This window comes from Legionella sp. PC1000 (assembly GCF_014109805.1).
GTDB classification, from domain to species: domain Bacteria; phylum Pseudomonadota; class Gammaproteobacteria; order Legionellales; family Legionellaceae; genus Legionella; species Legionella resiliens.
Genome location: NZ_CP059400.1, coordinates 2,413,072 through 2,432,547, shown reverse-complemented (window position 1 = coordinate 2,432,547; position 19,476 = coordinate 2,413,072). Strand labels below are relative to the sequence as shown.

Here is a 19,476-nt window from a genome sequence, read left to right as displayed (position 1 = left end):
TTTCTCACTTATTTGAAATTGGCACAATGTTTGCTTTTCTTGTTGTACTTACTTTAAGGGGGAAAATATGGCGTTAGATCTGGATTCGTATTTTGGAGTACATGCTAAAGCTTTAGTAGCACGTGACCATAGGGCATCACAATTAGCGAACAACTTAGCCAATGTCAATACACCCAACTATAAAGCTCAAGATATCGATTTCAACGAATTTTTAGCAGCCAGTATGGCTGGCGGTTCGCAAAAGATGGAGGTAACTTCGCCTAATCATATTAATGCAAACGCCGATTTTTCGGCGAATTTGAAATACAGAGTGACATCGCAAATGTCTTTAGACGGGAACACCGTGGATAAAGATTTGGAAACCACTGAATTTGCACGTAACTCCCTTAACTACCAGGCCAGTTTGAGTTTTCTTGATAGTAAAATCAAATCCATGATGCTTGCGCTGAAAGGAGAATAAGAATGACATTAAGTGCAATTTTTAATATTGCAGGCTCAGCATTGACCGCTGAAACAGCACGTTTGACCACTAGCGCCGAGAATATGAGTAATGCTAATGTAGAATCAGGGAGTGTTGATGAGGTGTACAAGGCGAAGTATCCGATATTTAAAGCAGTACAGGAACATGCAAATCAATGGATGGGGGAACACGTATCAGGAGGGGTACAACTTAAAGGAACTTATGAGAGTACTTTAGATCCTCAAAGACGTTATGCGCCTGATAACCCCTTGGCAGATAAAGATGGGTTTGTTTATACACCGAATGTGAACTATGTTGAAGAAATGGCAAACGTTATTTCTGCTTCCAGGTCATATCAAATGGATGTTGAATTGCTTAATACAACAAAACAACTATTACTACGGACTTTAAAGTTGGGTGAATAAGGGAGAAAAGTGAATGTCGACAAATTCAGTTAACGGAACTAACGCGTCTAACCCATCATTTAATAATCAAATGGATTCCACAGCGAAGAACAGTTTGGGGCAACAGGATTTTCTACGTTTAATGGTTGCTCAAATTCAAAACCAGGATCCGATGCAACCGCAGGTAAATGGTGAGTTTTTATCGCAACTAGCACAGTTTAGTACGAATGATGGGGTTGCCAAAATGCAAGAGTCGTTACAACAAATGGCAACTTCCCTGCAATCAAATCAGGCTTTGCAAGCCTCGGCTTTAGTGGGTCGTAAAGTTTTGGTCAACAGTCAGACCCTTCAGCTGAATAATGAGGGTGATGCAAAGGCAGCAGTTGATATTCCACCTGGTCTAAGTAATTTAAGTGCATCAATTTATTCGGAATCTGGGGAGCTGATAAAGACAATTCCTTTAGGACAGCCTGCTCCTGGATTTTTTCAATTTAGTTGGGATGGTACTGGCAGCGACAATAATCGGATGAAAGAGGGTAAATATAAAATTGAAGTACATGCTGTTTATGGAGGAAAAGAAGTATCTTTAAAAACAATGACTTCTGCCAATGTCGATAGCGTAAGCCTTGGCCAAAATGGAGAAGGTTTAAAATTGAATGTAGCAGGGATTGGACCAGTATCATTGGATCAGGTAAGACAAATATCAGTTTAAAAGCAGGAGGCTAAAATGATTTTTGACGCGGCACTAAGTGGACTTCAAGCAGCAACAAGTAATCTGGATGTTATAGGGAATAATATTGCAAACTCTTCAACTGTAGGGTTTAAGGGTTCTCGCGCTAATTTTGGTGATATTTATGCTTTTGGCGGTTACGGAAGCTTTGGTGCAGGCAGTACTTCTATAGGGAGCGGGGTGATGCTGACTCAAGTTCAGCAGTCGTTCGCATCTGGAAATTTATCCAGTAGTACAAACAGCCTGGATCTCGCAGTGAATGGTTCTGGTTTTTTTATTTTAAATAATCCAGGTGGCGGTGCAGTGTACACACGCGCAGGCCAGTTTAATTTGGATAACCAAAATTATATTACCAATGCGAATGGGCAATATCTTACTGGACTCCTTTCTGATGGCAATGGAAATATTACAGGAACTTCTGGAAAATTGCAGATAAATACAGAGAACATAAGTCCGCAGGCAAGTACCACGGTGACAACTGGCGTCAATTTGAATTCACAAAGTACTCCTCCAGCCATTGATTGGATAGGTGGAGCTGCGCCACTTAGCAGCTCTTACAATAATCCAACATCATTGACTATTTACGATAGCTTAGGAAATTCGCATGTGCTTAGCATGTATTTTATCAAAGCGGATTCTGCTGCTGCAGCGGGACAACCCAATGCATCAACTCCTCCAGGTACAGAGAATCAATGGTATGTTGCTTTTCAAATTGATAACCAAAATGTTCCAGCTAATGTTGGAACAGATAATACAACGAATTTGTTCGAAGTGAATTTTAATTCAGATGGATCATTTGTCGGAGTTGCGAGTCCAGGAGGAGCTCCCATAGGTAATAATCTGATCCCATTGTCACTTAATTTGAATAATGGTGCCAATCCTTTAAACTTAAATATTGATTTATCAAACAGTACGCAGTTTGGTAGTCCCTTTGGTGTCCAATCTACCGCCTCAAATGGTTATACAACAGGAAGCCTGGCAAGCCTGAGTATTGATGATACCGGACTTATTTTAGGAATTTATACCAACGGCCAATCTATGGCTATGGGACAGATTCAATTAGCTAATTTTGCTGATCCTACAGGCCTACAAAATATGGGGAATGTATGTTGGGCTGAAACTTCTGCTTCAGGACAACCTTTAATTGGTACTGCTGCATCCGGAGGATTTGGCGCCATTAAATCAGGTATGTTAGAGCAATCTAATGTTGATTTAACCAGTGAATTAGTAGACTTGATCAGTGCACAACGCGATTTTCAAGCCAATGCTCAGTCAATTCGTGCTGGTGATGCGATCACACAAACAATAATTAATATGCGTTAGGAGGTAACCCTATGGATCCTATCTTATATAATGCTGCTGGTGGGGGGCGGATCGGCTTTAAACGCCAGGAGATAATCGCCAATAATTTGGCGAATTTGAGTACTCCAGGTTTTAAAGCGGACATGTATCAAGCACAAACTATGTATGCAAGTACAGATGGATCCGGCAAAGGGCCATCCTTTCCAATACAAAATCAAAGTGCAGTTAATTTGAGTCCTGGGGAGATTATGACAACAGGGCGTAATTTAGATATAGCAATTGAGGGTAATGGTTGGTTTGCGGTAGGTAGTCAAGGTAAAGAGGCCTATACTAAGGCTGGAAACTTGCGTTTGGATATTAACGGCTTATTAACAACTGCTTCCGGGCTTCCTGTTCTGGGAAATGGCGGCCCAATTTCGATTCCCCCAGCCCAATCTGTAAACATAGGAACTGATGGAACAATTACAGTTGTTCCATTGGGTGGCGATCCTAAAAGTGCAGCCATATTGGATAGAATTAAGCTAGTTACGCTCGATAAAAATAATATTGTTAAAAATTCAGAAGGTTTATTCCAATTAAAGAATGGTGGAACTCCAGCTGCTGCTGATGGGAGTGTCAAGATTAGAAGCGGAGCCATTGAAGGCTCTAATGTGAATGCTATTGATCAGATGGTAGAAATGATTACCTCAGGACGCGAATATGATGCGCATATGAAGGTGATATCCACAGTTGAAGACAATTTCCAAAAGCTGGCACAAGTATTGCAGGAATGATAACCAATTTAGTTGAAAAACAAGAATAATTGCGGAGGGGGCTCCATGGAACCAGCATTATGGGTAAGTAAATCAGGCTTGGAAGCACAAGAAAAAAATATCGCTACTATTGCTAATAATTTGGCAAACGTTAATACAACTGGATTTAAAAAGGATAGAGCAATATTTCAGGATTTGCTTTATCAGAACTCAAGCCAGGCTGGAGCCCAATCTTCAGAGAACTCTTTAATTCCAACGGGAATAAACTCAGGTGCAGGAGTCCATTTAGCTGCTACAGAAAAAATATTCGAACAGGGAAGTGTACAAAATACACGTAATCCTTATGATTTGATGATCCAGGGGCAAGGATTTTTTACGATTTTAATGCCTGATGGTACCCAAGCTTATACACGTGATGGTACTTTTACAGTGGATAACACAGGCCAGCTTGTTGATATCAATGGATATCCGTTGCAACCTGCAATAAATATTCCTACTCAAACATTAGGGGTAACCATTAGTACTGATGGAGTAGTGAGTGCTACCGTGGTTGGAAGCAATACGCCAACGGTACTTGGAACCATCCAACTCGCTAATTTTACTAACCCTACAGGGCTTCAACCTATAGGACAAAACCTTTTTATAGAAACGGCTTCGAGTGGTGCTGCAACACTGAATAATCCAGGAAATTCGGGTGTAGGTACCTTGTTGCAAGGCTCTCTGGAGGCATCGAATGTGAATGTAGTTGAAGAGTTAGTCAATATGATTCAGGCTCAAAGAAGCTATGAAATTACAGCAAAGAGCATCCAGACAGTGGATAACATGTTGCAATACTTGAATCAAACGGTTTAAGAAGATTTCATTAATGAAATTATTTAATTTGCTTGTTGTAAGCTCGGTTGTCATTCTTATGAGTGGGTGCGAACTGTTTAATCCTCCCCAGCGCGGGAATGATCCTGAGTATGCACCTACATATCCTACGACACCTGATCCAAAGGAGTTGAGGAAGGAGTCTGGAGCTATTTATAGCGCTGAAACGGCATTGCCTCTTTTCGAAACACCAAGAGCTAGGCATGCTGGCGATATCATTACCGTTTTTTTGGTTGAAAGCACCAATGCATCAAAAAATGCAACGCTGCAACAGATGAAAACAGATACTAACGTAGTCAAAAACAATCTCTTTTTAGGCCGGCCAATATCCTTTGGTAGCGGTTACAGTATGGATTTTGACTTGAACAACCGGCGACAGTTCAATGGTTCTGCGCAGGCAGTACAGAATAATAAGTTAGCAGGAAGCATTTCTGTTACTGTGGCTCAAGTGTTGGCAAATGGTAACATGGTCGTTCAGGGAGAAAAATGGGTTAAAATAGACCAAGGTGAGGAGTATGTACGTGTTTCCGGTATTATTCGTCCTCAGGATGTTCGGGCTGATAATTCCATCACCTCGGATCGTCTGGCAAATGCTCGTATTGCTTATGGCGGCACAGGACAAGTGAATAACACGAATGCCCAGGGATGGTTAGCGCGAATTATGTGGGGGCCATTATTCCCAACCTAACCCTAACCTGTAGTCTTAGTAATGGTAAATATAATTTGCAATGAAGTATCTGCCTGACTCTACTTTGTCTTATCAGTTCGAAAGGGATTTGTATTTATAAAAGTGCTTAATTAAGGAATTGTAATGCGGCGATTGCTGATAATTACATGGATGTTTGCAATAAACTTGATATCAAATCATGTTTATGCCGAACGCATTAAAGACATTGCTACTTTGGCTGGTGTTCGCACAAACCAGTTGGTTGGTTATGGTTTGGTGGTTGGTTTAAATGGTACTGGAGATAAAACCGGAACTCGATATACCGAAGATACCTTTGCAAACATGCTCACTCAATTAGGTGTTAACATACAACCAGGAACCAAGCTTAATTCGAAAAATATGGCTGCAGTCATGGTGACAGCAAGTTTGTCTTCTTTTATGAAAAAGGGCCAGTCCCTGGATGTCAATATTTCGTCGATTGGCGATTCAAAAAGTTTATTAGGCGGTACCTTGTTAATGACCCCATTAAAAGGAGCGGATGGGCGAGTTTATGCAATATCTCAGGGAAATGTTATCGTATCCGGCGTTAGTGCTGCAGGAAGTGATGGTTCAAGTGTTACGGTAAATGTTCCCAGTGGAGGGCGAATTCCGAACGGTGCAACCATTGAGGCAGATATACCTAATCCTTTCTATTTTACAAAAGATTTGACCTTTAATTTGCATACTCCGGATTTTACAACTGCGAAGCGCATGAGCGATGCCATTAATGAAATGATGGGACCAGGAACTGCCAGAGCACTGGATGCCGCTTCAGTAGTTGTTACCGCGCCTAAAAAAATGTCACAACGTGTGGATTATGTTTCAGTGTTGGAGAATATAGAATTTAAACCCGCTGAGGCTATGGCTAAAATTATTATTAACGCACGTACTGGAACCGTTGTTATTTCCTCTAATGTTATTGTTAAATCTGCGGCGGTTTCGCATGGTAATTTGGTAGTTAGTGTGACTGAGACTCCAGTGATAAGCCAACCTAACGCCTTTGCAGATGGAAGAACCGTTTCAACACAGCAGTCGCAAGTATCGATTGACCAAAAAAATAACCATGCTTTTGTCTTACCTCGTGGCGTGACATTAAAAGATATCGTTCGAGGTATTAATGCTGTTGGCGCAACTCCAGCTGATGTGATTGCGATCCTTGAAGCATTACAACAAGCTGGTGCGTTAAATGCCACATTAATTGTGATATAGGTGTGTATTTTGATGAACAATGAAGCATCATCGATTAAGATAAAGGATTAATATGACCGTACATGGAATTGCAACCAGTGATTTTAATGCATTAACTGAATTAAAAGTTCAAGCTCAAAATAATGCAAAAGAAGCGCTGCCTGATGCAGCGAAGCAATTTGAAGGAATATTCTTACAATCCATGTTAAAAAGTATGCGTATGGGGCAACATTTTCTTGATGAATCTAGTCCCTTTAGAGGTAAAGATCGGGAAACTTTTCAGGATATGTTAGATGCTCAATATGCGAGTACCATTGCAAATTCCAAGAGTATTGGTTTGGCTGACATGCTTGCAAAACAAATGGAACATAATCTGCCTACCGTGGAACAACCAGCAAAGAGTATTCCAGCTAAGTCGGAGATTTCTTCTTTCCCTGCTATTCCAGTCAAGGCAGCAAAACAGGAGATACCCGTAACTACTACAATTGATGAGTTCGTCAAATCAATTTGGCCCCAGGCAAAACAGGCTGCGTCACTTATTGGTTTGGATCCTAAAGTTTTAATGGCACAAGCAGCATTGGAAACAGGATGGGGAAAATTTGTCACTAAGGATGTTGATGGCACCAGCAGTAATAACTTGTTCAATATCAAGTCGAGTAGTGGTAACGAGCTTGATTCAGTAAATGTAAAAACAACAGAATATATCGCCGATACGCCGATTAAAATAAATGCATCGTTTAGAAAATATTCATCAATTGAACATAGCTTTAGTGATTATATTTCTTTAATCAAGGGTAGCGAACGCTATCAAAGTGCTTTAGCCAGTACCGGGAATCCAGAGGTTTATGTCAATGAGTTACATAAAGCAGGATATGCCACTGATCCTGAGTACGGTACAAAAATTTTATCAATTTATCGTGGCGAGGAATTAAACCAGGCAATTCAACGCTGTGAGTTATTGGAGCAAGTTTGATGGAACATTTGACTATTAGGTCAGGGAGTGAGTAACTATGTCAATACTAAGTATTGCTTATTCGGGGATGAATGCTTTTCAAAACGCATTGAGTGTTACTGGAAATAATATTGCAAATATCAAAACTCGAGGTTATTCAAGACAAAGTATTCAATTTACTGCGACCCCATCGCGCAAGTTTGCGGGTTCTTTTATTGGGACCGGAGTAGCAGTTAATAATGTTTCCCGTAACGTGGATCAATTTGCTAACGCTCAAGTGAGAAGCACTCTAAGCATTAAATCTCAATACGACACTTTTTACCAACAAGCGTTGCAAATTAATAAATTACTTTCTCAAGATGGCAGTAGCCTTTCCTCATCTTTGCAATCCTTTTTTGATTCACTAGGTCAACTAAATAATGCGCCAGACAGTGTTGCGTCGCGAAATGTTGTTATGAGTCAAAGTCAATTATTAGCGAGTCAATTTTTATTCTTACAGCAAAATCTCGATCAATATCAAGAAAACTCCACCGCTCAGATAAAAGAAATAGCAAATAAAATCAATCAATTGACATCAGATCTTGCTGCCGTTAACGGACAAATAATGAACTCGCCCAACTCACCTGAATTGTTGGATCAACGGGATGAATTACTCAAGCAACTGTCCGAATTCTCCGATTTAACTGTTGTGGAGCAGAATAATGGGATGGTAAATGTGGGTATTGGCAGTGGTCAAATGCTGGTGATTGGAGCAACGCAGCGCGCTTTATCTGTGAGTTATGATCAATTAACAGCACAAGGAACTCATATTTCATTGGATACAGGTGCAGGACAAACAGATATTACAAATCAATTAGCAAGCGGAACTTTAGGTGGTTTACTGGATTATGAAAGAAATATTTTATCTAAAACCAGTCAAATAATAGGTCAAATGGCGATTGGTTTAGCACAGACATTCAATGCTCAAAATCGTTTGGGTATGGATTTGAACAATCAATTAGGACAGAACATTTTTACTGATTATAACAGTCAAGCGTTACAGCTGAATCGCTCGATAGCCGCAGCAACAAATGCGGGGTCTGGAGTATTGTCGGTGAATATTTCTGATATTTCACAAACCCAAATAAGTGATTATCAATTAGTTGTTACCAATGCAGGAGCAAATCAGGTAACCCTCATTCGTGATTCGGATGGCTCTGCTGTAACATTAAATTGGAGTAGCAACCCGCCAGCCCCTCCTGCAGGACAAATTGTAGTTGATGGGATGATCATTACTGTAGATAACCTGGCTAATTTGGTAAATAATGATTCTTTTACACTGATGCCTACACGTGGTGCTGCCTCGAATTTTGCTCTATTGATGAGTGATCCTCGTCAATTGGCGCTTGCATCACCTGTACAAACCAGTGCATCACTAAATAATACGGGGCAGGGAAAAATCGATTTGGGAGCTGTTTTAAATACTACTGAGGTTACAAAACGATATACTATTGATTTTATTTCTCCAACACAATTCAATTTGATTAACGTTACTGATGGCATTACAACTGGCCCAATTACGTTTGTTCCCAATACAGACAATGTGATCGAGATTCCGGATAATATCAATCCCTCTTATTCTATTACTTTATCTGGAGCTCCCAATACCGGTGATCAGTTTACAGCTCAGTACAACCAGGGGGGGTATGGTGATAACCGTAATGGATTACTTTTAGCTGGAATTCAACAACAAGATATTTTTTCTAACGGTACAGAAACGCTTTTTGACGTTTATTCTGATTTACTTTCTGATTCAGGCAGCCTAACTAATGAGGCTAAAAATCGCAGTGATGCATTTCAAGTTTTATATAAACAATCTGTAGACTATCAGGAAAGTATCAGTGGCGTTAACCTGGATGAAGAAGCGGAAAATTTATTGCAATTCAAGCAAGCATATGAAGCTGCAGGAAAGCTGATGGAAATAGCCAATCAAATGATGGAAATACTTTTTCAAATAATGAGGTGATAAATGCGCATTTCAACAAATCAAATTTATCAGAACAGTTTGAACAGTTTATTACTTAAGCAAGAACGCGTAGCGAAACTGCAAGAGCAACTAAGCGAAAATTTTCTAAAGGTGCGTTATTCATCCGATGATCCTATCGCTTTTGCGCAAATCGAACTAATGAATCAGCGTATAAACATCACGGAGCTTCTGCAAAAAAATCGTGAAAGTGCTGATAGTGCGCTGAGTATGGAGGAATCGATCTTAAATGATTGCACAACCAGTTTACAACGCTTGCGGGAAATTCAAGTTAAAGCAGGGAATGCTACATTGTCTGAACAAGATCGTAAGGCATTAGCTATCGAAGCGAATATCATTTTGAATGAATTGCTTGATTATGCAAATACAAAAGATATTAATGGTGATTATATGTTCAGTGGTGGGCAAACTACCACCTTGCCTTTTTCAATTAGTTCCTCGGGGCAATATGTATATAATGGAGACAGTACCCAGCGTTTTCAGCTTGTTGCAAGTAGTTTACAAATGGCTGTCAACGATCCAGGCGATGCTCTTTTTATGCGTATACCGAATGGAAATGGCAGTTTTACGATTAAACAAACAGGTACCCCTAATACTGGAACTGCATCAATTAATACGGGTTCGGTAACTACTCCTTCAGCTTATGTGCCTGATAATTACACCATGAGTTTTGCATTAAATTCACAGGGGCAGCTGGTCGTCATGGTCAGTGGAGCAGTAAGTGGGAATGTTATTCCTCCTACAGGGTTACCTGATGACGCCCCTTTATATGAAGAGGGGATGAGTATTAGTTTTAATGGTATGGAAATGAAAGTCTCAGGAATGCCAAATCCTGGTGATGCATTTTTAATTGCTCCATCACAAAATGAGTCGGTTTTTGCAACGATCCAGAACATGATTAATAATTTGAATCAACCCTATTCAAGTGCCACCGAAAAGGCAGCAGCAACCACCGTAAATAATCAAATATTAGCCCAAATAGATAGTTCTTTAACTACGATTTTGGATGCCCGGGCTAACTTGGGCGCTCGCCTCAATCAGTTGGAGCATGCTGAAACAGCGAACTCTGATTTAATTGAACAAAGCCAAATTATTTTAAAACGGCTACAAGAAGTTGACCCATTAGCCGCTGCCACTGAATTCAAACAGGAGTTGTATAATTTAGAGGTTGCCCAGCAAAGTTTTGTACTGATTCAGGGATTATCTGTGTTTAATTTTATTTGATTTTTTAGGCGCATGATAAATTCATATCGCGCCTACAAATCGCGATATGCTCCTGAGAGTTCTTCACAAAATCGGAATCAGGGCATTCATTATGGTCGGACGTGTAGGCTGGGCCTTGGCCCAACAACTTGATACAATTAAAATAATTTTTTAATAATTCTTATCTTAAGTATTGAAGAGAAGTTGGGCCAAGGCCCAAACCCACCTATCTGTCGTGCCTATATGGAAAAAAGCAAGCATTCGCTCGTTATTCAGGAGGCGATTTTTCCAACCAAAATTGAGCTATATCAATACGCCTTGCTATCCAGACATCTCGATACTGTGTTACATGTTCTAAAAACTGTTTTAACATAAGGCAACGATCGGGCTTTCCACCCAGACGGGGATGCAAGCCTACAGTCATTAGTGCGAGACGTTTTTCTTGATAAAGATAATGAAATGTATTCATTAATCGCTCGTAAAATGCTTTAGCGTCGGCAAAACCGGGTGTCGTTGTAAATCGGAAATCATTGCAGTCAAGAGAGTAGGGGATTATTAAATGCTTCTCACTATAATAAGGCAATTCATCTGCATAGCTGTCTGAATCATAAAGAAATCCCCCGATTTCAAGCAATAACTCTCGAGTGCTTTTACTTCGTCGTCCTGTGTACCATCCTCTGGGTCTATGTCCGGTTAATTTTTCCAGCGTTTCAATACATAAAAGAATATGTTTCTTTTCAACGTTCCTCGAGATGTTGGTGTAATTTATCCAGCGCCATCCATGCCCTGCTATTTCATGGCTTTGTTGTGCCAGATAATCGGCAAATAAAGGATTTAATATCAATGCTTGTCCAGTAATAAAAAATGTAAGCGGTATTTTATAATGCTCAAATAAACGCAGCAGCCGCCATATACCTACGCGGCTCCCATATTCATAAAATGATTCCATGCTCAGATGTCGTTGTCCTTTGGCTTTGGGTATAAAAGGAAAATCGGCGCCACTAGTCTCTGCTTGTGAATCACCATGGATAGGGCTTAACTCTGCCCCTTCTTCATAGTTAATCACAAAATTAATAGCAATTTTTGCTTTATTGGGCCAAAAAAATTTTTTTCCTTCTGATCCATAACCCACTAAATCACGCATGTTTATCCTAGTTCAAAGGTTGTAATACCATAAATGCCTTCAATAGATAGTTTAGGTGTTCCTTTTAAATACATTCGAGCAGTTGCAAATACTTTAGACATCTTATATTTGTTTACCAGATTAAGAGCTAAGGGATTATTTTCAGGAATATCGAGATAAACTGTTTCACCTTGAGCATATTCGACCAATTGCTCAAACAATTTTTCAGCGATGAAAGGGGTATCTGCAAATAGAGGGCCTATTTTATATCCTTCAAAACATTTTCTGATTACTCCATAACCTTTTAATTGTTTTTCCTGCACATAACCAAGAGCTAAAGCAGTATTTTGTTTTATCCACACTGAGAGAAATTTCGGTCTTGGTGCAGGAAAATAGTGACGATCATATTGTGTTAATTGCTCAAAAGGGACCGTTTTTAATTCAACCAGATTGGGATCAGGTTTAGGAGTCAGTCGAGTATGTCCTAAAGCATAGCGGGCGTTACTGTGTGCAAACTGATAACCAATACGCGCATAATTATCGACCATGTCGAGTACCCCATCAATTCCCGCATTACGCTCACCAACATACAGCAGACGAGCACGTGTTAATTGCATCCCATATCCTTGGGCCCGATATTTTTTATCTACCATATAAAATCCACAAAAGGCAAACTGTTGGTCATAAACTACTGCAGAACCAACAGCAATAACTTGGCCATTTAATTTGCCGGCGAAGAAACCATGCGGATCAGTATGATAAAAACATTCAGCATCATTTAATCCTGGATTCCAACCTTCCTTTCGTGCCCATTCTACAGCAATTGAAACCTCATCCTGTGTCATACGCTCGATACGGTATTGGGACATGATATTCACTTTTTTACGGGTTTATACAATAAATTAAATATTAAAGTAATCACTAAAGCAAATAGGTACTTCATTAGACTTCTTCGGAAAATCTCTACTGCAGAGGAGAATTACTTCGTCGATATAGGGTTCGAATCCTTCATGTGACTTTGTGTACACTGCGGTTCTGTGTTCCGATTCGAGTCTTCACATACTTTTCTTTATGGCGCAAATTTCCGAATAAGTTTATTTTATTATAGGGATAGTCTTCGATATTCCTTGTTTCTGCTTTTCATCTTTTTATCAACTCTTAAAAGGATACTAAATGAAAAAAATTCCTGTATTATGATCTTCTTTAGACATTTTAAAAATGTAAGGAAGCATTTATGAATTTCAATATTAGGAATACCTTAGGCCCCTTATTTCTTATCCTTTCATGCCCTATTTTTGTAATGTTAATGTGGTATGCCAATACTCAACTTCAGGGGTCTTTATCTGCTTTATGGGATTTAATAACCCAAAACGGTTTTTTGCAAACAATAGTTACAGTATGGAAGCCTTACTTTTGGGGAACTTCTCTTGCTTGGAAAATTATTTTAGTTTTTGCTGTATTTGAACTGGCTTTAATGCGCATTCTGCCAGGAAAACCATTTAATGGTCCTATTACGCCTAAAGGAAATGTTCCGGTATATAAAGATAACGGTGTTTTAGCATTTATTGTCACTATGGCAACCTTTTGTATTGCATCGTTTGGCTTCAATTTATTCTCAGCCTCTATTCTTTATGACAATCTGGGGGGGCTTTTCGGAGCATTGAATTTGTTGAGCCTTATCTTCTGCATATTTTTGTATCTCAAAGGACGTTTTTTTCCTTCAACAACCGATTCAGGAATAACTAAGAATATATTATTTGATTATTATTGGGGAACAGAACTCTATCCTCAGGTTCTGGGATGGAGTATTAAAAAATTTATTACATGCCGCTTTGGCATGATGAGCTGGGGGCTATTTCTTATTTCCTATTGTGCCAAACAAGCAGAATTAGGTGGTTTATCCAACTCAATGTTAATTTCTGTTCTATTGCAATTTGTCTATCTGAGTAAATTTTACATGTGGGAAAAGGGCTATTTACGCTCCCTGGACATCATGCATGATCGCGCCGGTTTTTATATTTGCTGGGGGTGCATGGTATGGGTTCCTTGTGTTTATACTTCACCGAGTATGTACCTTGTGCTCCATCCGATTCATTTATCCTTTGTATGGGCAATTCTCATTTTGGGCTTAGGATTAGCAAGTATTATTATTAATTATCTTGCTGACAAACAGAGACTTGTTGCACGAGCGACTCAAGGAGAATGTAAAATCTGGGGTAAAAAACCGGTTACAGTATTGGCGGGATATGAAACTACTGAAGGAGATAAAAAACAAACCATATTGCTTGCTTCAGGTTGGTGGGGAATTGCCAGACATTTCCACTATATTCCAGAACTTGCAGGCACATTTTTTTGGTCTGTGCCTGCTTTATTTGATAATTTTTCCCCGTATTTTTATCTTTGCTTTTTAACTGTTCTGTTATTTGACAGAGCATTTCGTGATGATAAACGATGCTCTGCTAAGTATGGCAATGATTGGAAAAAATATTGTGAACTGGTTCCCTATAAAATTGTCCCACTTGTGGTTTGATTAAAAAGATATATCCAGTTCTCACCTACGATAGCGTTCTATGCGTGAGTATGCATACGACACTCTACCTACCTACCGCGCTTTATGCGCGGTATCCAGAAGATCTTAAAGCGACCTTAACTTATTTTTAAGAGTGAAAGAAAATGGCTCACTAAAAATTAGGGATTGACGCATAACATGCCAATAAAATACCCCATAGATGAATATAATCCCCAATTAATATATTTTTAAGATACCATTTGGGTAAACGTTCATTTCTAATGTTGCTTTGTAAGCATTTGATTATGGGTACAAATGCAACAACAAAAAATAACATAAACACATGATAGAGAAACACCAGCTCTTGGGTATTACTGTATAAATAGGTTTTATATCGCATTTGCCAAGGTGTAATACAGATAACAATGAATGAAAAGAAAAATACTTTGATGGTACTGTTTAAATCAGTCATAAAAGGAAGTTTCTTTCTATTCGATACAATTTTTTGTTCCGCTAGGTCGAGTGCATTAAATGACATCGATTCAATCAGGGCACTTATTAAAAAAAACACGCAATAAATGTAAATGCTGGTTGTTGTTAACGAGGGCATGTGCAGTACGTATGTAAGAGTCTAAAAGCCAAAAAAATATGTATATAATTTTATCATAATACCTATTGGGCGTCGATCCAGAAACGTTATCTGTTTCTTAGTGTAAAAATTTCACCATTAAAATCTAAATAAAAAGAAAATTATATCAGTCAAGACTGTTTTTTTATTCTTTATTTGTTAAGATAACTATGTCTCATTTCTTTTTTCAAATAGCCTGTATCTGTGGATATTTATTTCAACTTCATGTCAAATCACCATCGTTCGACTATGAGAAAGTCTTTACCGCACTTATCTTCTTTTCTTTTAAAAACATCATAATTCTTTTAAGTTATTCACATTTTCTGTGGATAAGTCTGTTTATAGTCTGTCAAACCCTTGTAGACTTTTGATGTGAACGTGATGGTACATTTTATTCAATGTGCTTTTTTAGTATTTTTATAAGGATAGACGAAATCATTTTTCTTATTTAGGAAATATTTTTATTTATAAGCTCCCAATATTTGTTGAAAAGAGACAAGTAAAAACAACAAAATTTAAGTCTTCTCCTGTACAGGTAAATAAAACTCCTGTTGGTTCATTTGAATGTTCTGATATTAAGATTTTATGCATTAACTTCATCCCGCCAACAGAATGGCAGGTACTTGATAAAGTGCTAAAAACATTATTTATGGTTTTAATCTGGCCAGAGCTTTCATAAGCTTGCTCGCATTGAGGAGCTTGTCCGCTTGGCGGGGAAAGTGGTTTTTCAGCATAAGCGTTTTGATAAATTAACGAAAAGAGCAGCAATAATCCACGAAAAATTTTCATAAGAATCGTCCATGTAATATTAATTTCTTTTAGTATAGGTTTGAATTGAAAAAATGAGAAATACGTTTTTTCGGGATTGAATTGAAATGGATTTAGAAATATGAGGGGAAAGCCCATAGTTCGCTATGCAAAATACGGGCTATGTCTCGTTATAGAATCTGACTTCCTAGATAAATACTTGCAGCAGTTACGCCTGTTGTAACGATTACTTTTGTAAAGAAACCACACCATGATACTGTGGTTTGTTCTTTTTTTACTTCGTAATCTTTTGGCTGATGAGGATTTTCAATAGGTTTGCTTCCTAACTTACCACTTAGGAAAGGGCAGGCATCCATTGTTTCCAGTTCACAACTTGCTTTTTCCACCTTGGATTTTATTGGCAATACAGGAGGCGGAGGACTCTGGCTGGAAAGTCCATAATATAATGAAGGGGCAAGTTTTTGGATGACTAAACCTAATCCTCCATTAATTCCTCTAGAATTTGCTTTGACTCCTGAAATTCCTTCAAGTCGCTGTAGGGTTTCACCAATGGTAAATAATTTCTGAAGAGCGATCGTGGCATCAGAATTAATATCCATGGACTCATCGTTCTCTAATTGACGTATGACTTCAATAAGATGATTCGTACCGAGTTTTTCTCTGAGTTGAGCAACGATTTTTTCGCAGTAAGCAAATTGTAATCCTAAAATTGGCCCATTTTCATTAGTGGGTAAATGCAAGGCATCTTCTCTTAGGTTTAAAAAAAATTCGTCATCATTTAATATCGCTTTAAGTGCCCGTGCATTAGGATGTTCTTCTCCATAATGAAGTGTATCGCGTAGCAATTGTTCAAGTATCATTTGTTCTGAAACAAGAACTGCAATGGATAATAATGCGGCTGCATTTTTAGGATTTGTTAAATCAGGATCGGCCAATTGCCCATTAATTCGTACATCAATTAATCCTTCATCTGTGGTAATAGGCATCTCTCTATCTAAATAGAGAGCAGGACTACCATCTTTTTTTTGTAAATCAAAAGCATAAATAATTGCTTTCAGCGTGTTTTGATTTGTTGTGTAGGAATTAGTCAAATGTTTTAATAAAGGATGTCTTACACTTTGTTCTAAAGTTGTCTTTAAAGGTTGAACCATTTCAAATGCAAGATTCAATGTTAATAGATCTTCTACGATATCTTTTTCTTTTGCATCTCTTTGCATTTGATTATATACACGTTTTATGACGGTAGAGTCCATTAATTGTGAAGGATCAAAGCCATATTCCTTTTCTAAAATTTCAAGAAGAATATCCATCGCATTGAATGAGCGGTTTTGTGTATGCAGGATATGCTCATTACCTTTCATTAAACCAAGCATTAATAATTTTCCCTGGTTCTCAGGTAAGCGGCGAAAACCGCTTTTTGAAATTCGTATTACTCGAAGTATATCTTCTGCATGCTCTGGTTTGACTAATTTTTTATTATTTTCATTAATAATCCAACCCATGGGTGCAGGATGATCGTTTACATTAACTACAAAACCATTGTCTTGATATGTTTGAGTATGTTCAGGATCAAGATCGATTCTGGTGTTTGAGGGAATAGCAGATGTCTCTATTTCTATTCCGGAGTAAGTTTTAACAATTTTTTTATCATGTTGAGTGATAATTTCAAATTCGCCTTTATCTAACTCTTGAGTAATTAATTCATATTGCTGTGCATCAATTCTTTGAGGGTGACAAAGATATAGAAATCCTTGTTTCGATAGTTGGCTACTAAGACAGATTCCTGTTTGCCAAACTGAAAAATGAATGGTATCCCAAATTGATTCGCCACCACGAAGACCCTCTGTGTTGGGATATTTAAGTGCCTGGTTACGCTCATTTAATATTTTCCCTTTCCCAATACTATAATGGCTGGATTTTTCCAATAATTTCGTATTTTGTGAAACTGTTGAGCCTTCCTTGCAAAGACCAAACACATCAGACTGATTTTTTCCTTCGGCAGTATGCTCAATAGAGTTTTCCTCATAGTTTTCTTCGCATGCTGGCTCAATCAAAGCAGAAAACTGGGCTAAACTTAATTGGAATCGAATGGCCAATGCGCCCATTTCGGAAAAATTTTTTCGCAATGCTTCCATTCCATAAACAGAAACATCTTCATCTTTAAATTTTGTTCCCGTATATTTAAGTGTGAAACCTTTTATTGATTCTTGCTTTTGGAACATTATTCACCCGTTTTTAATTTAAACCAAAAGGCATTAAATTATACATATAGATTATTAACAAATTATTAAGTTCTTATTAAGAACACAAACTTTCTTTCTTTATTATTTTGAATATTTATTAAACAAATATAAAAGATTGTGAGGTTGTTCTAAAAATATAAAAATTGGGTATTCACAGCGGTTTCTTCCACCTCTTTGGAGAGGCGATTAGATTTGGTATTCTCCTGAGCTTTTTGGGGGGGCGTTTGTAGATTCTAGAAGTTTTGTTGATTCTATAGAGGGTGGTTCTGATATTTTCGCCAAATCATTTTCTGTTGTATTTGTAGGCTTCTCAGAAGTTGTGTCTTTTGAATCGAGTATGGGACGCATTGCGTTTGAGTAACTGCATCCATGGTCATATTCATATAATGCTTCTTCGAGGATTATTCCTTCATTCTCTTTTTCAAGTTTCCGCTTGAATTTCTCGTCTTGACTCGTCGCATAAAGTTCTATTCCCCATTTAACTACTCCAAATATTGCCAGCCCAATACCAAATCCAAATAAAATAGGGCCCATTATAGGAGGAGCGGCTACTGCACTTAGCAAAATCATTAAACCAATAGTTGACAAAATCACACCAGCCCCACCTAAAGCAAAATTAGTAAAGGATTTGGGGATGGCTTCATTGGCTAAGAGATCATTTCGTTGCAATTCATGCAATGGTTCCGTTATGCTTTCAATCTCTTTATCAATTTGGGCAATTTGGTGTTGAAGCTCAGTTACTTGATCAATAAGTATTGAATGGCTTGTCTGATCGTCTTTGTCAATTATTTCTGTGATCTTCGCCAAATAACTTACCGCTATTTTACGCTCATCATATAAATTTGAAAGTTTGGTTATGGGAGGGTCATCAGAGGGTAATTTTTCCCATCCTATTTTACTGCGCATCGCATTGATAAACCGCAGAAGAGTGTTATCCATTTGGGGAGGCACATAAGGTTTTTTATTGCGAATCGTATTGATAAACTGCAATTCTTCGTTTTCTTTTTCAAGTGACGAACTGGTTGAGTGTTCAAGCAAGTGTTCTAGTTCTAAAGCTCGAATTTCCAATCGTTCACGATACTTATCATTTTCTAAAGCATCTGAATCAAGGGAATCTAATAAATGGTTAAACTCCTCTTTTTCTTTATAAGCGCTCCACGTTTTATATTTATTAAAAAGTGAGCCTATAAATGACATCCCTTCTATAACCGTAACCAAAGAAGCCAAAGCCAATCCAATTTTCGCAGCAACTAATCCCCCCATAACAAAGGCGGTGATACCTAAAGCGGTTAAGCCCAAAAGAAAACTTACTGCTAAAATTTTACCCAATATCGAACTGTTTTTGTCCGTTATCATGGCAATCGAAGCGGGAATAATGGCGACAATTTGAAACACAAATCCAATGTATGGGAGTTCTTTTGCCGATGAAAAAGCGGTGGCAGCCAGGCCAAAAAATTTTTGTGCACCTTCAAGTAGACGTTGGGATAACTTCCCCTTTTTGTGGGCAATTTCAATATATGACTTCTGTTCTTTCTTCCTTTGGTTTATTCTTTTTTTTAAATCATCCATTTCATCTGAAAGAACGACATGATTTTTGCGTGAATATGTCATAGTT

Annotated in this window: 18 protein-coding genes; 12 read left to right on the top strand and 6 right to left on the bottom strand. The window is 38.2% G+C overall.

Going from position 1 to position 19,476, the window contains the following annotated elements; genetic code table 11:
* The first annotated feature begins 67 nt into the window (after nt 1-67).
* From flgB to flgL, 11 genes are all read left to right on the top strand, one after another.
* Nucleotides 68-460 carry a flagellar basal body rod protein FlgB gene (flgB, locus tag FOLKNPGA_RS10700; protein WP_182349911.1) on the top strand — a complete coding sequence of 131 codons (393 nt, stop codon included), beginning with the start codon at nt 68-70 and terminating at the stop codon, nt 458-460.
* 2 nt (nt 461-462) lie between these two features.
* Complete coding sequence (flgC, locus tag FOLKNPGA_RS10695; RefSeq protein ID WP_182349910.1) at nt 463-885, top strand: flagellar basal body rod protein FlgC; 423 nt, start codon at nt 463-465, stop codon at nt 883-885.
* A gap of 13 nt (nt 886-898) precedes the next feature.
* Nucleotides 899-1,576 carry a flagellar hook assembly protein FlgD gene (locus FOLKNPGA_RS10690; RefSeq protein ID WP_182349909.1) on the top strand — a complete coding sequence of 226 codons (678 nt, stop codon included), beginning with the start codon at nt 899-901 and terminating at the stop codon, nt 1,574-1,576.
* Between the two features lie 15 nt (nt 1,577-1,591).
* Complete coding sequence (flgE, locus tag FOLKNPGA_RS10685) at nt 1,592-2,917, top strand: flagellar hook protein FlgE (RefSeq protein ID WP_182349908.1); 1,326 nt, start codon at nt 1,592-1,594, stop codon at nt 2,915-2,917.
* 11 nt (nt 2,918-2,928) lie between these two features.
* On the top strand, nt 2,929-3,669 hold the full coding sequence (flgF, locus tag FOLKNPGA_RS10680) for a flagellar basal-body rod protein FlgF (protein ID WP_182349907.1): 741 nt from the start codon (nt 2,929-2,931) through the stop codon (nt 3,667-3,669).
* A 45-nt stretch (nt 3,670-3,714) separates the two neighbouring features.
* Nucleotides 3,715-4,500, top strand: coding sequence for a flagellar basal-body rod protein FlgG (flgG, locus tag FOLKNPGA_RS10675; RefSeq protein ID WP_058458823.1), 786 nt, complete (start codon nt 3,715-3,717; stop codon nt 4,498-4,500).
* A gap of 13 nt (nt 4,501-4,513) precedes the next feature.
* On the top strand, nt 4,514-5,206 hold the full coding sequence (locus FOLKNPGA_RS10670; protein WP_182349906.1) for a flagellar basal body L-ring protein FlgH: 693 nt from the start codon (nt 4,514-4,516) through the stop codon (nt 5,204-5,206).
* Nucleotides 5,207-5,329: 123 nt separating this feature from the next.
* The gene (locus FOLKNPGA_RS10665; RefSeq protein WP_182349905.1) at nt 5,330-6,433 is read left to right on the top strand and encodes a flagellar basal body P-ring protein FlgI; all 1,104 of its coding nucleotides are present in this window, start codon (nt 5,330-5,332) and stop codon (nt 6,431-6,433) included.
* 52 nt (nt 6,434-6,485) lie between these two features.
* On the top strand, nt 6,486-7,385 hold the full coding sequence (flgJ, locus tag FOLKNPGA_RS10660; protein ID WP_182349904.1) for a flagellar assembly peptidoglycan hydrolase FlgJ: 900 nt from the start codon (nt 6,486-6,488) through the stop codon (nt 7,383-7,385).
* Nucleotides 7,386-7,422: 37 nt separating this feature from the next.
* On the top strand, nt 7,423-9,369 hold the full coding sequence (gene flgK / locus FOLKNPGA_RS10655; protein WP_182349903.1) for a flagellar hook-associated protein FlgK: 1,947 nt from the start codon (nt 7,423-7,425) through the stop codon (nt 9,367-9,369).
* Between the two features lie 3 nt (nt 9,370-9,372).
* Complete coding sequence (gene flgL / locus FOLKNPGA_RS10650; RefSeq protein WP_182349902.1) at nt 9,373-10,611, top strand: flagellar hook-associated protein FlgL; 1,239 nt, start codon at nt 9,373-9,375, stop codon at nt 10,609-10,611.
* Nucleotides 10,612-10,858: 247 nt separating this feature from the next.
* Here flgL and FOLKNPGA_RS10645 read toward each other — a convergent pair whose 3' ends face one another.
* Both FOLKNPGA_RS10645 and FOLKNPGA_RS10640 read right to left on the bottom strand, forming a co-directional pair.
* Nucleotides 10,859-11,734 (bottom strand): polysaccharide deacetylase family protein, encoded by an 876-nt coding sequence (locus tag FOLKNPGA_RS10645; protein ID WP_182349901.1) that lies wholly within the window; start codon nt 11,732-11,734, stop codon nt 10,859-10,861.
* Between the two features lie 2 nt (nt 11,735-11,736).
* On the bottom strand, nt 11,737-12,582 hold the full coding sequence (locus FOLKNPGA_RS10640) for a GNAT family N-acetyltransferase (RefSeq protein ID WP_182349900.1): 846 nt from the start codon (nt 12,580-12,582) through the stop codon (nt 11,737-11,739).
* A 365-nt stretch (nt 12,583-12,947) separates the two neighbouring features.
* Between FOLKNPGA_RS10640 and FOLKNPGA_RS10635 the strand changes: the two genes are divergently transcribed.
* The gene (locus FOLKNPGA_RS10635; protein ID WP_182349899.1) at nt 12,948-14,243 is read left to right on the top strand and encodes a 7-dehydrocholesterol reductase; all 1,296 of its coding nucleotides are present in this window, start codon (nt 12,948-12,950) and stop codon (nt 14,241-14,243) included.
* 151 nt (nt 14,244-14,394) lie between these two features.
* On the opposite strand, the gene FOLKNPGA_RS10630 is transcribed toward FOLKNPGA_RS10635, so the two are convergent.
* From FOLKNPGA_RS10630 to FOLKNPGA_RS10615, 4 genes are all read right to left on the bottom strand, one after another.
* Nucleotides 14,395-14,760 (bottom strand): hypothetical protein, encoded by a 366-nt coding sequence (locus tag FOLKNPGA_RS10630; protein ID WP_232891086.1) that lies wholly within the window; start codon nt 14,758-14,760, stop codon nt 14,395-14,397.
* Between the two features lie 555 nt (nt 14,761-15,315).
* Nucleotides 15,316-15,639 (bottom strand): hypothetical protein, encoded by a 324-nt coding sequence (locus tag FOLKNPGA_RS10625; RefSeq protein WP_182349897.1) that lies wholly within the window; start codon nt 15,637-15,639, stop codon nt 15,316-15,318.
* A gap of 149 nt (nt 15,640-15,788) precedes the next feature.
* Nucleotides 15,789-17,840 carry a Dot/Icm T4SS effector Ceg17 gene (ceg17, locus tag FOLKNPGA_RS10620; protein WP_182349896.1) on the bottom strand — a complete coding sequence of 684 codons (2,052 nt, stop codon included), beginning with the start codon at nt 17,838-17,840 and terminating at the stop codon, nt 15,789-15,791.
* A gap of 207 nt (nt 17,841-18,047) precedes the next feature.
* Nucleotides 18,048-19,472: a T4SS effector SidA family protein gene (locus tag FOLKNPGA_RS10615; RefSeq protein ID WP_182349895.1), complete on the bottom strand. Its 1,425-nt coding sequence runs from the start codon at nt 19,470-19,472 to the stop codon at nt 18,048-18,050.
* Nucleotides 19,473-19,476 lie beyond the last annotated feature (4 nt).

What these genes read in the sequence shown, in the direction of transcription:
- flgB (WP_182349911.1), top strand. Translation starts at nt 68, where the DNA reads ATGGCGTTAGATCTGGATTCGTATTTTGGAGTACATGCTAAAGCTTTA.
- flgC (WP_182349910.1), top strand. Translation starts at nt 463, where the DNA reads ATGACATTAAGTGCAATTTTTAATATTGCAGGCTCAGCATTGACCGCT.
- FOLKNPGA_RS10690 (WP_182349909.1), top strand. Translation starts at nt 899, where the DNA reads ATGTCGACAAATTCAGTTAACGGAACTAACGCGTCTAACCCATCATTT.
- flgE (WP_182349908.1), top strand. Translation starts at nt 1,592, where the DNA reads ATGATTTTTGACGCGGCACTAAGTGGACTTCAAGCAGCAACAAGTAAT.
- flgF (WP_182349907.1), top strand. Translation starts at nt 2,929, where the DNA reads ATGGATCCTATCTTATATAATGCTGCTGGTGGGGGGCGGATCGGCTTT.
- flgG (WP_058458823.1), top strand. Translation starts at nt 3,715, where the DNA reads ATGGAACCAGCATTATGGGTAAGTAAATCAGGCTTGGAAGCACAAGAA.
- FOLKNPGA_RS10670 (WP_182349906.1), top strand. Translation starts at nt 4,514, where the DNA reads ATGAAATTATTTAATTTGCTTGTTGTAAGCTCGGTTGTCATTCTTATG.
- FOLKNPGA_RS10665 (WP_182349905.1), top strand. Translation starts at nt 5,330, where the DNA reads ATGCGGCGATTGCTGATAATTACATGGATGTTTGCAATAAACTTGATA.
- flgJ (WP_182349904.1), top strand. Translation starts at nt 6,486, where the DNA reads ATGACCGTACATGGAATTGCAACCAGTGATTTTAATGCATTAACTGAA.
- flgK (WP_182349903.1), top strand. Translation starts at nt 7,423, where the DNA reads ATGTCAATACTAAGTATTGCTTATTCGGGGATGAATGCTTTTCAAAAC.
- flgL (WP_182349902.1), top strand. Translation starts at nt 9,373, where the DNA reads ATGCGCATTTCAACAAATCAAATTTATCAGAACAGTTTGAACAGTTTA.
- FOLKNPGA_RS10645 (WP_182349901.1), bottom strand. Translation starts at nt 11,734, where the DNA reads ATGCGTGATTTAGTGGGTTATGGATCAGAAGGAAAAAAATTTTTTTGG.
- FOLKNPGA_RS10640 (WP_182349900.1), bottom strand. Translation starts at nt 12,582, where the DNA reads ATGTCCCAATACCGTATCGAGCGTATGACACAGGATGAGGTTTCAATT.
- FOLKNPGA_RS10635 (WP_182349899.1), top strand. Translation starts at nt 12,948, where the DNA reads ATGAATTTCAATATTAGGAATACCTTAGGCCCCTTATTTCTTATCCTT.
- FOLKNPGA_RS10630 (WP_232891086.1), bottom strand. Translation starts at nt 14,760, where the DNA reads ATGTCATTTAATGCACTCGACCTAGCGGAACAAAAAATTGTATCGAAT.
- FOLKNPGA_RS10625 (WP_182349897.1), bottom strand. Translation starts at nt 15,639, where the DNA reads ATGAAAATTTTTCGTGGATTATTGCTGCTCTTTTCGTTAATTTATCAA.
- ceg17 (WP_182349896.1), bottom strand. Translation starts at nt 17,840, where the DNA reads ATGTTCCAAAAGCAAGAATCAATAAAAGGTTTCACACTTAAATATACG.
- FOLKNPGA_RS10615 (WP_182349895.1), bottom strand. Translation starts at nt 19,472, where the DNA reads ATGACATATTCACGCAAAAATCATGTCGTTCTTTCAGATGAAATGGAT.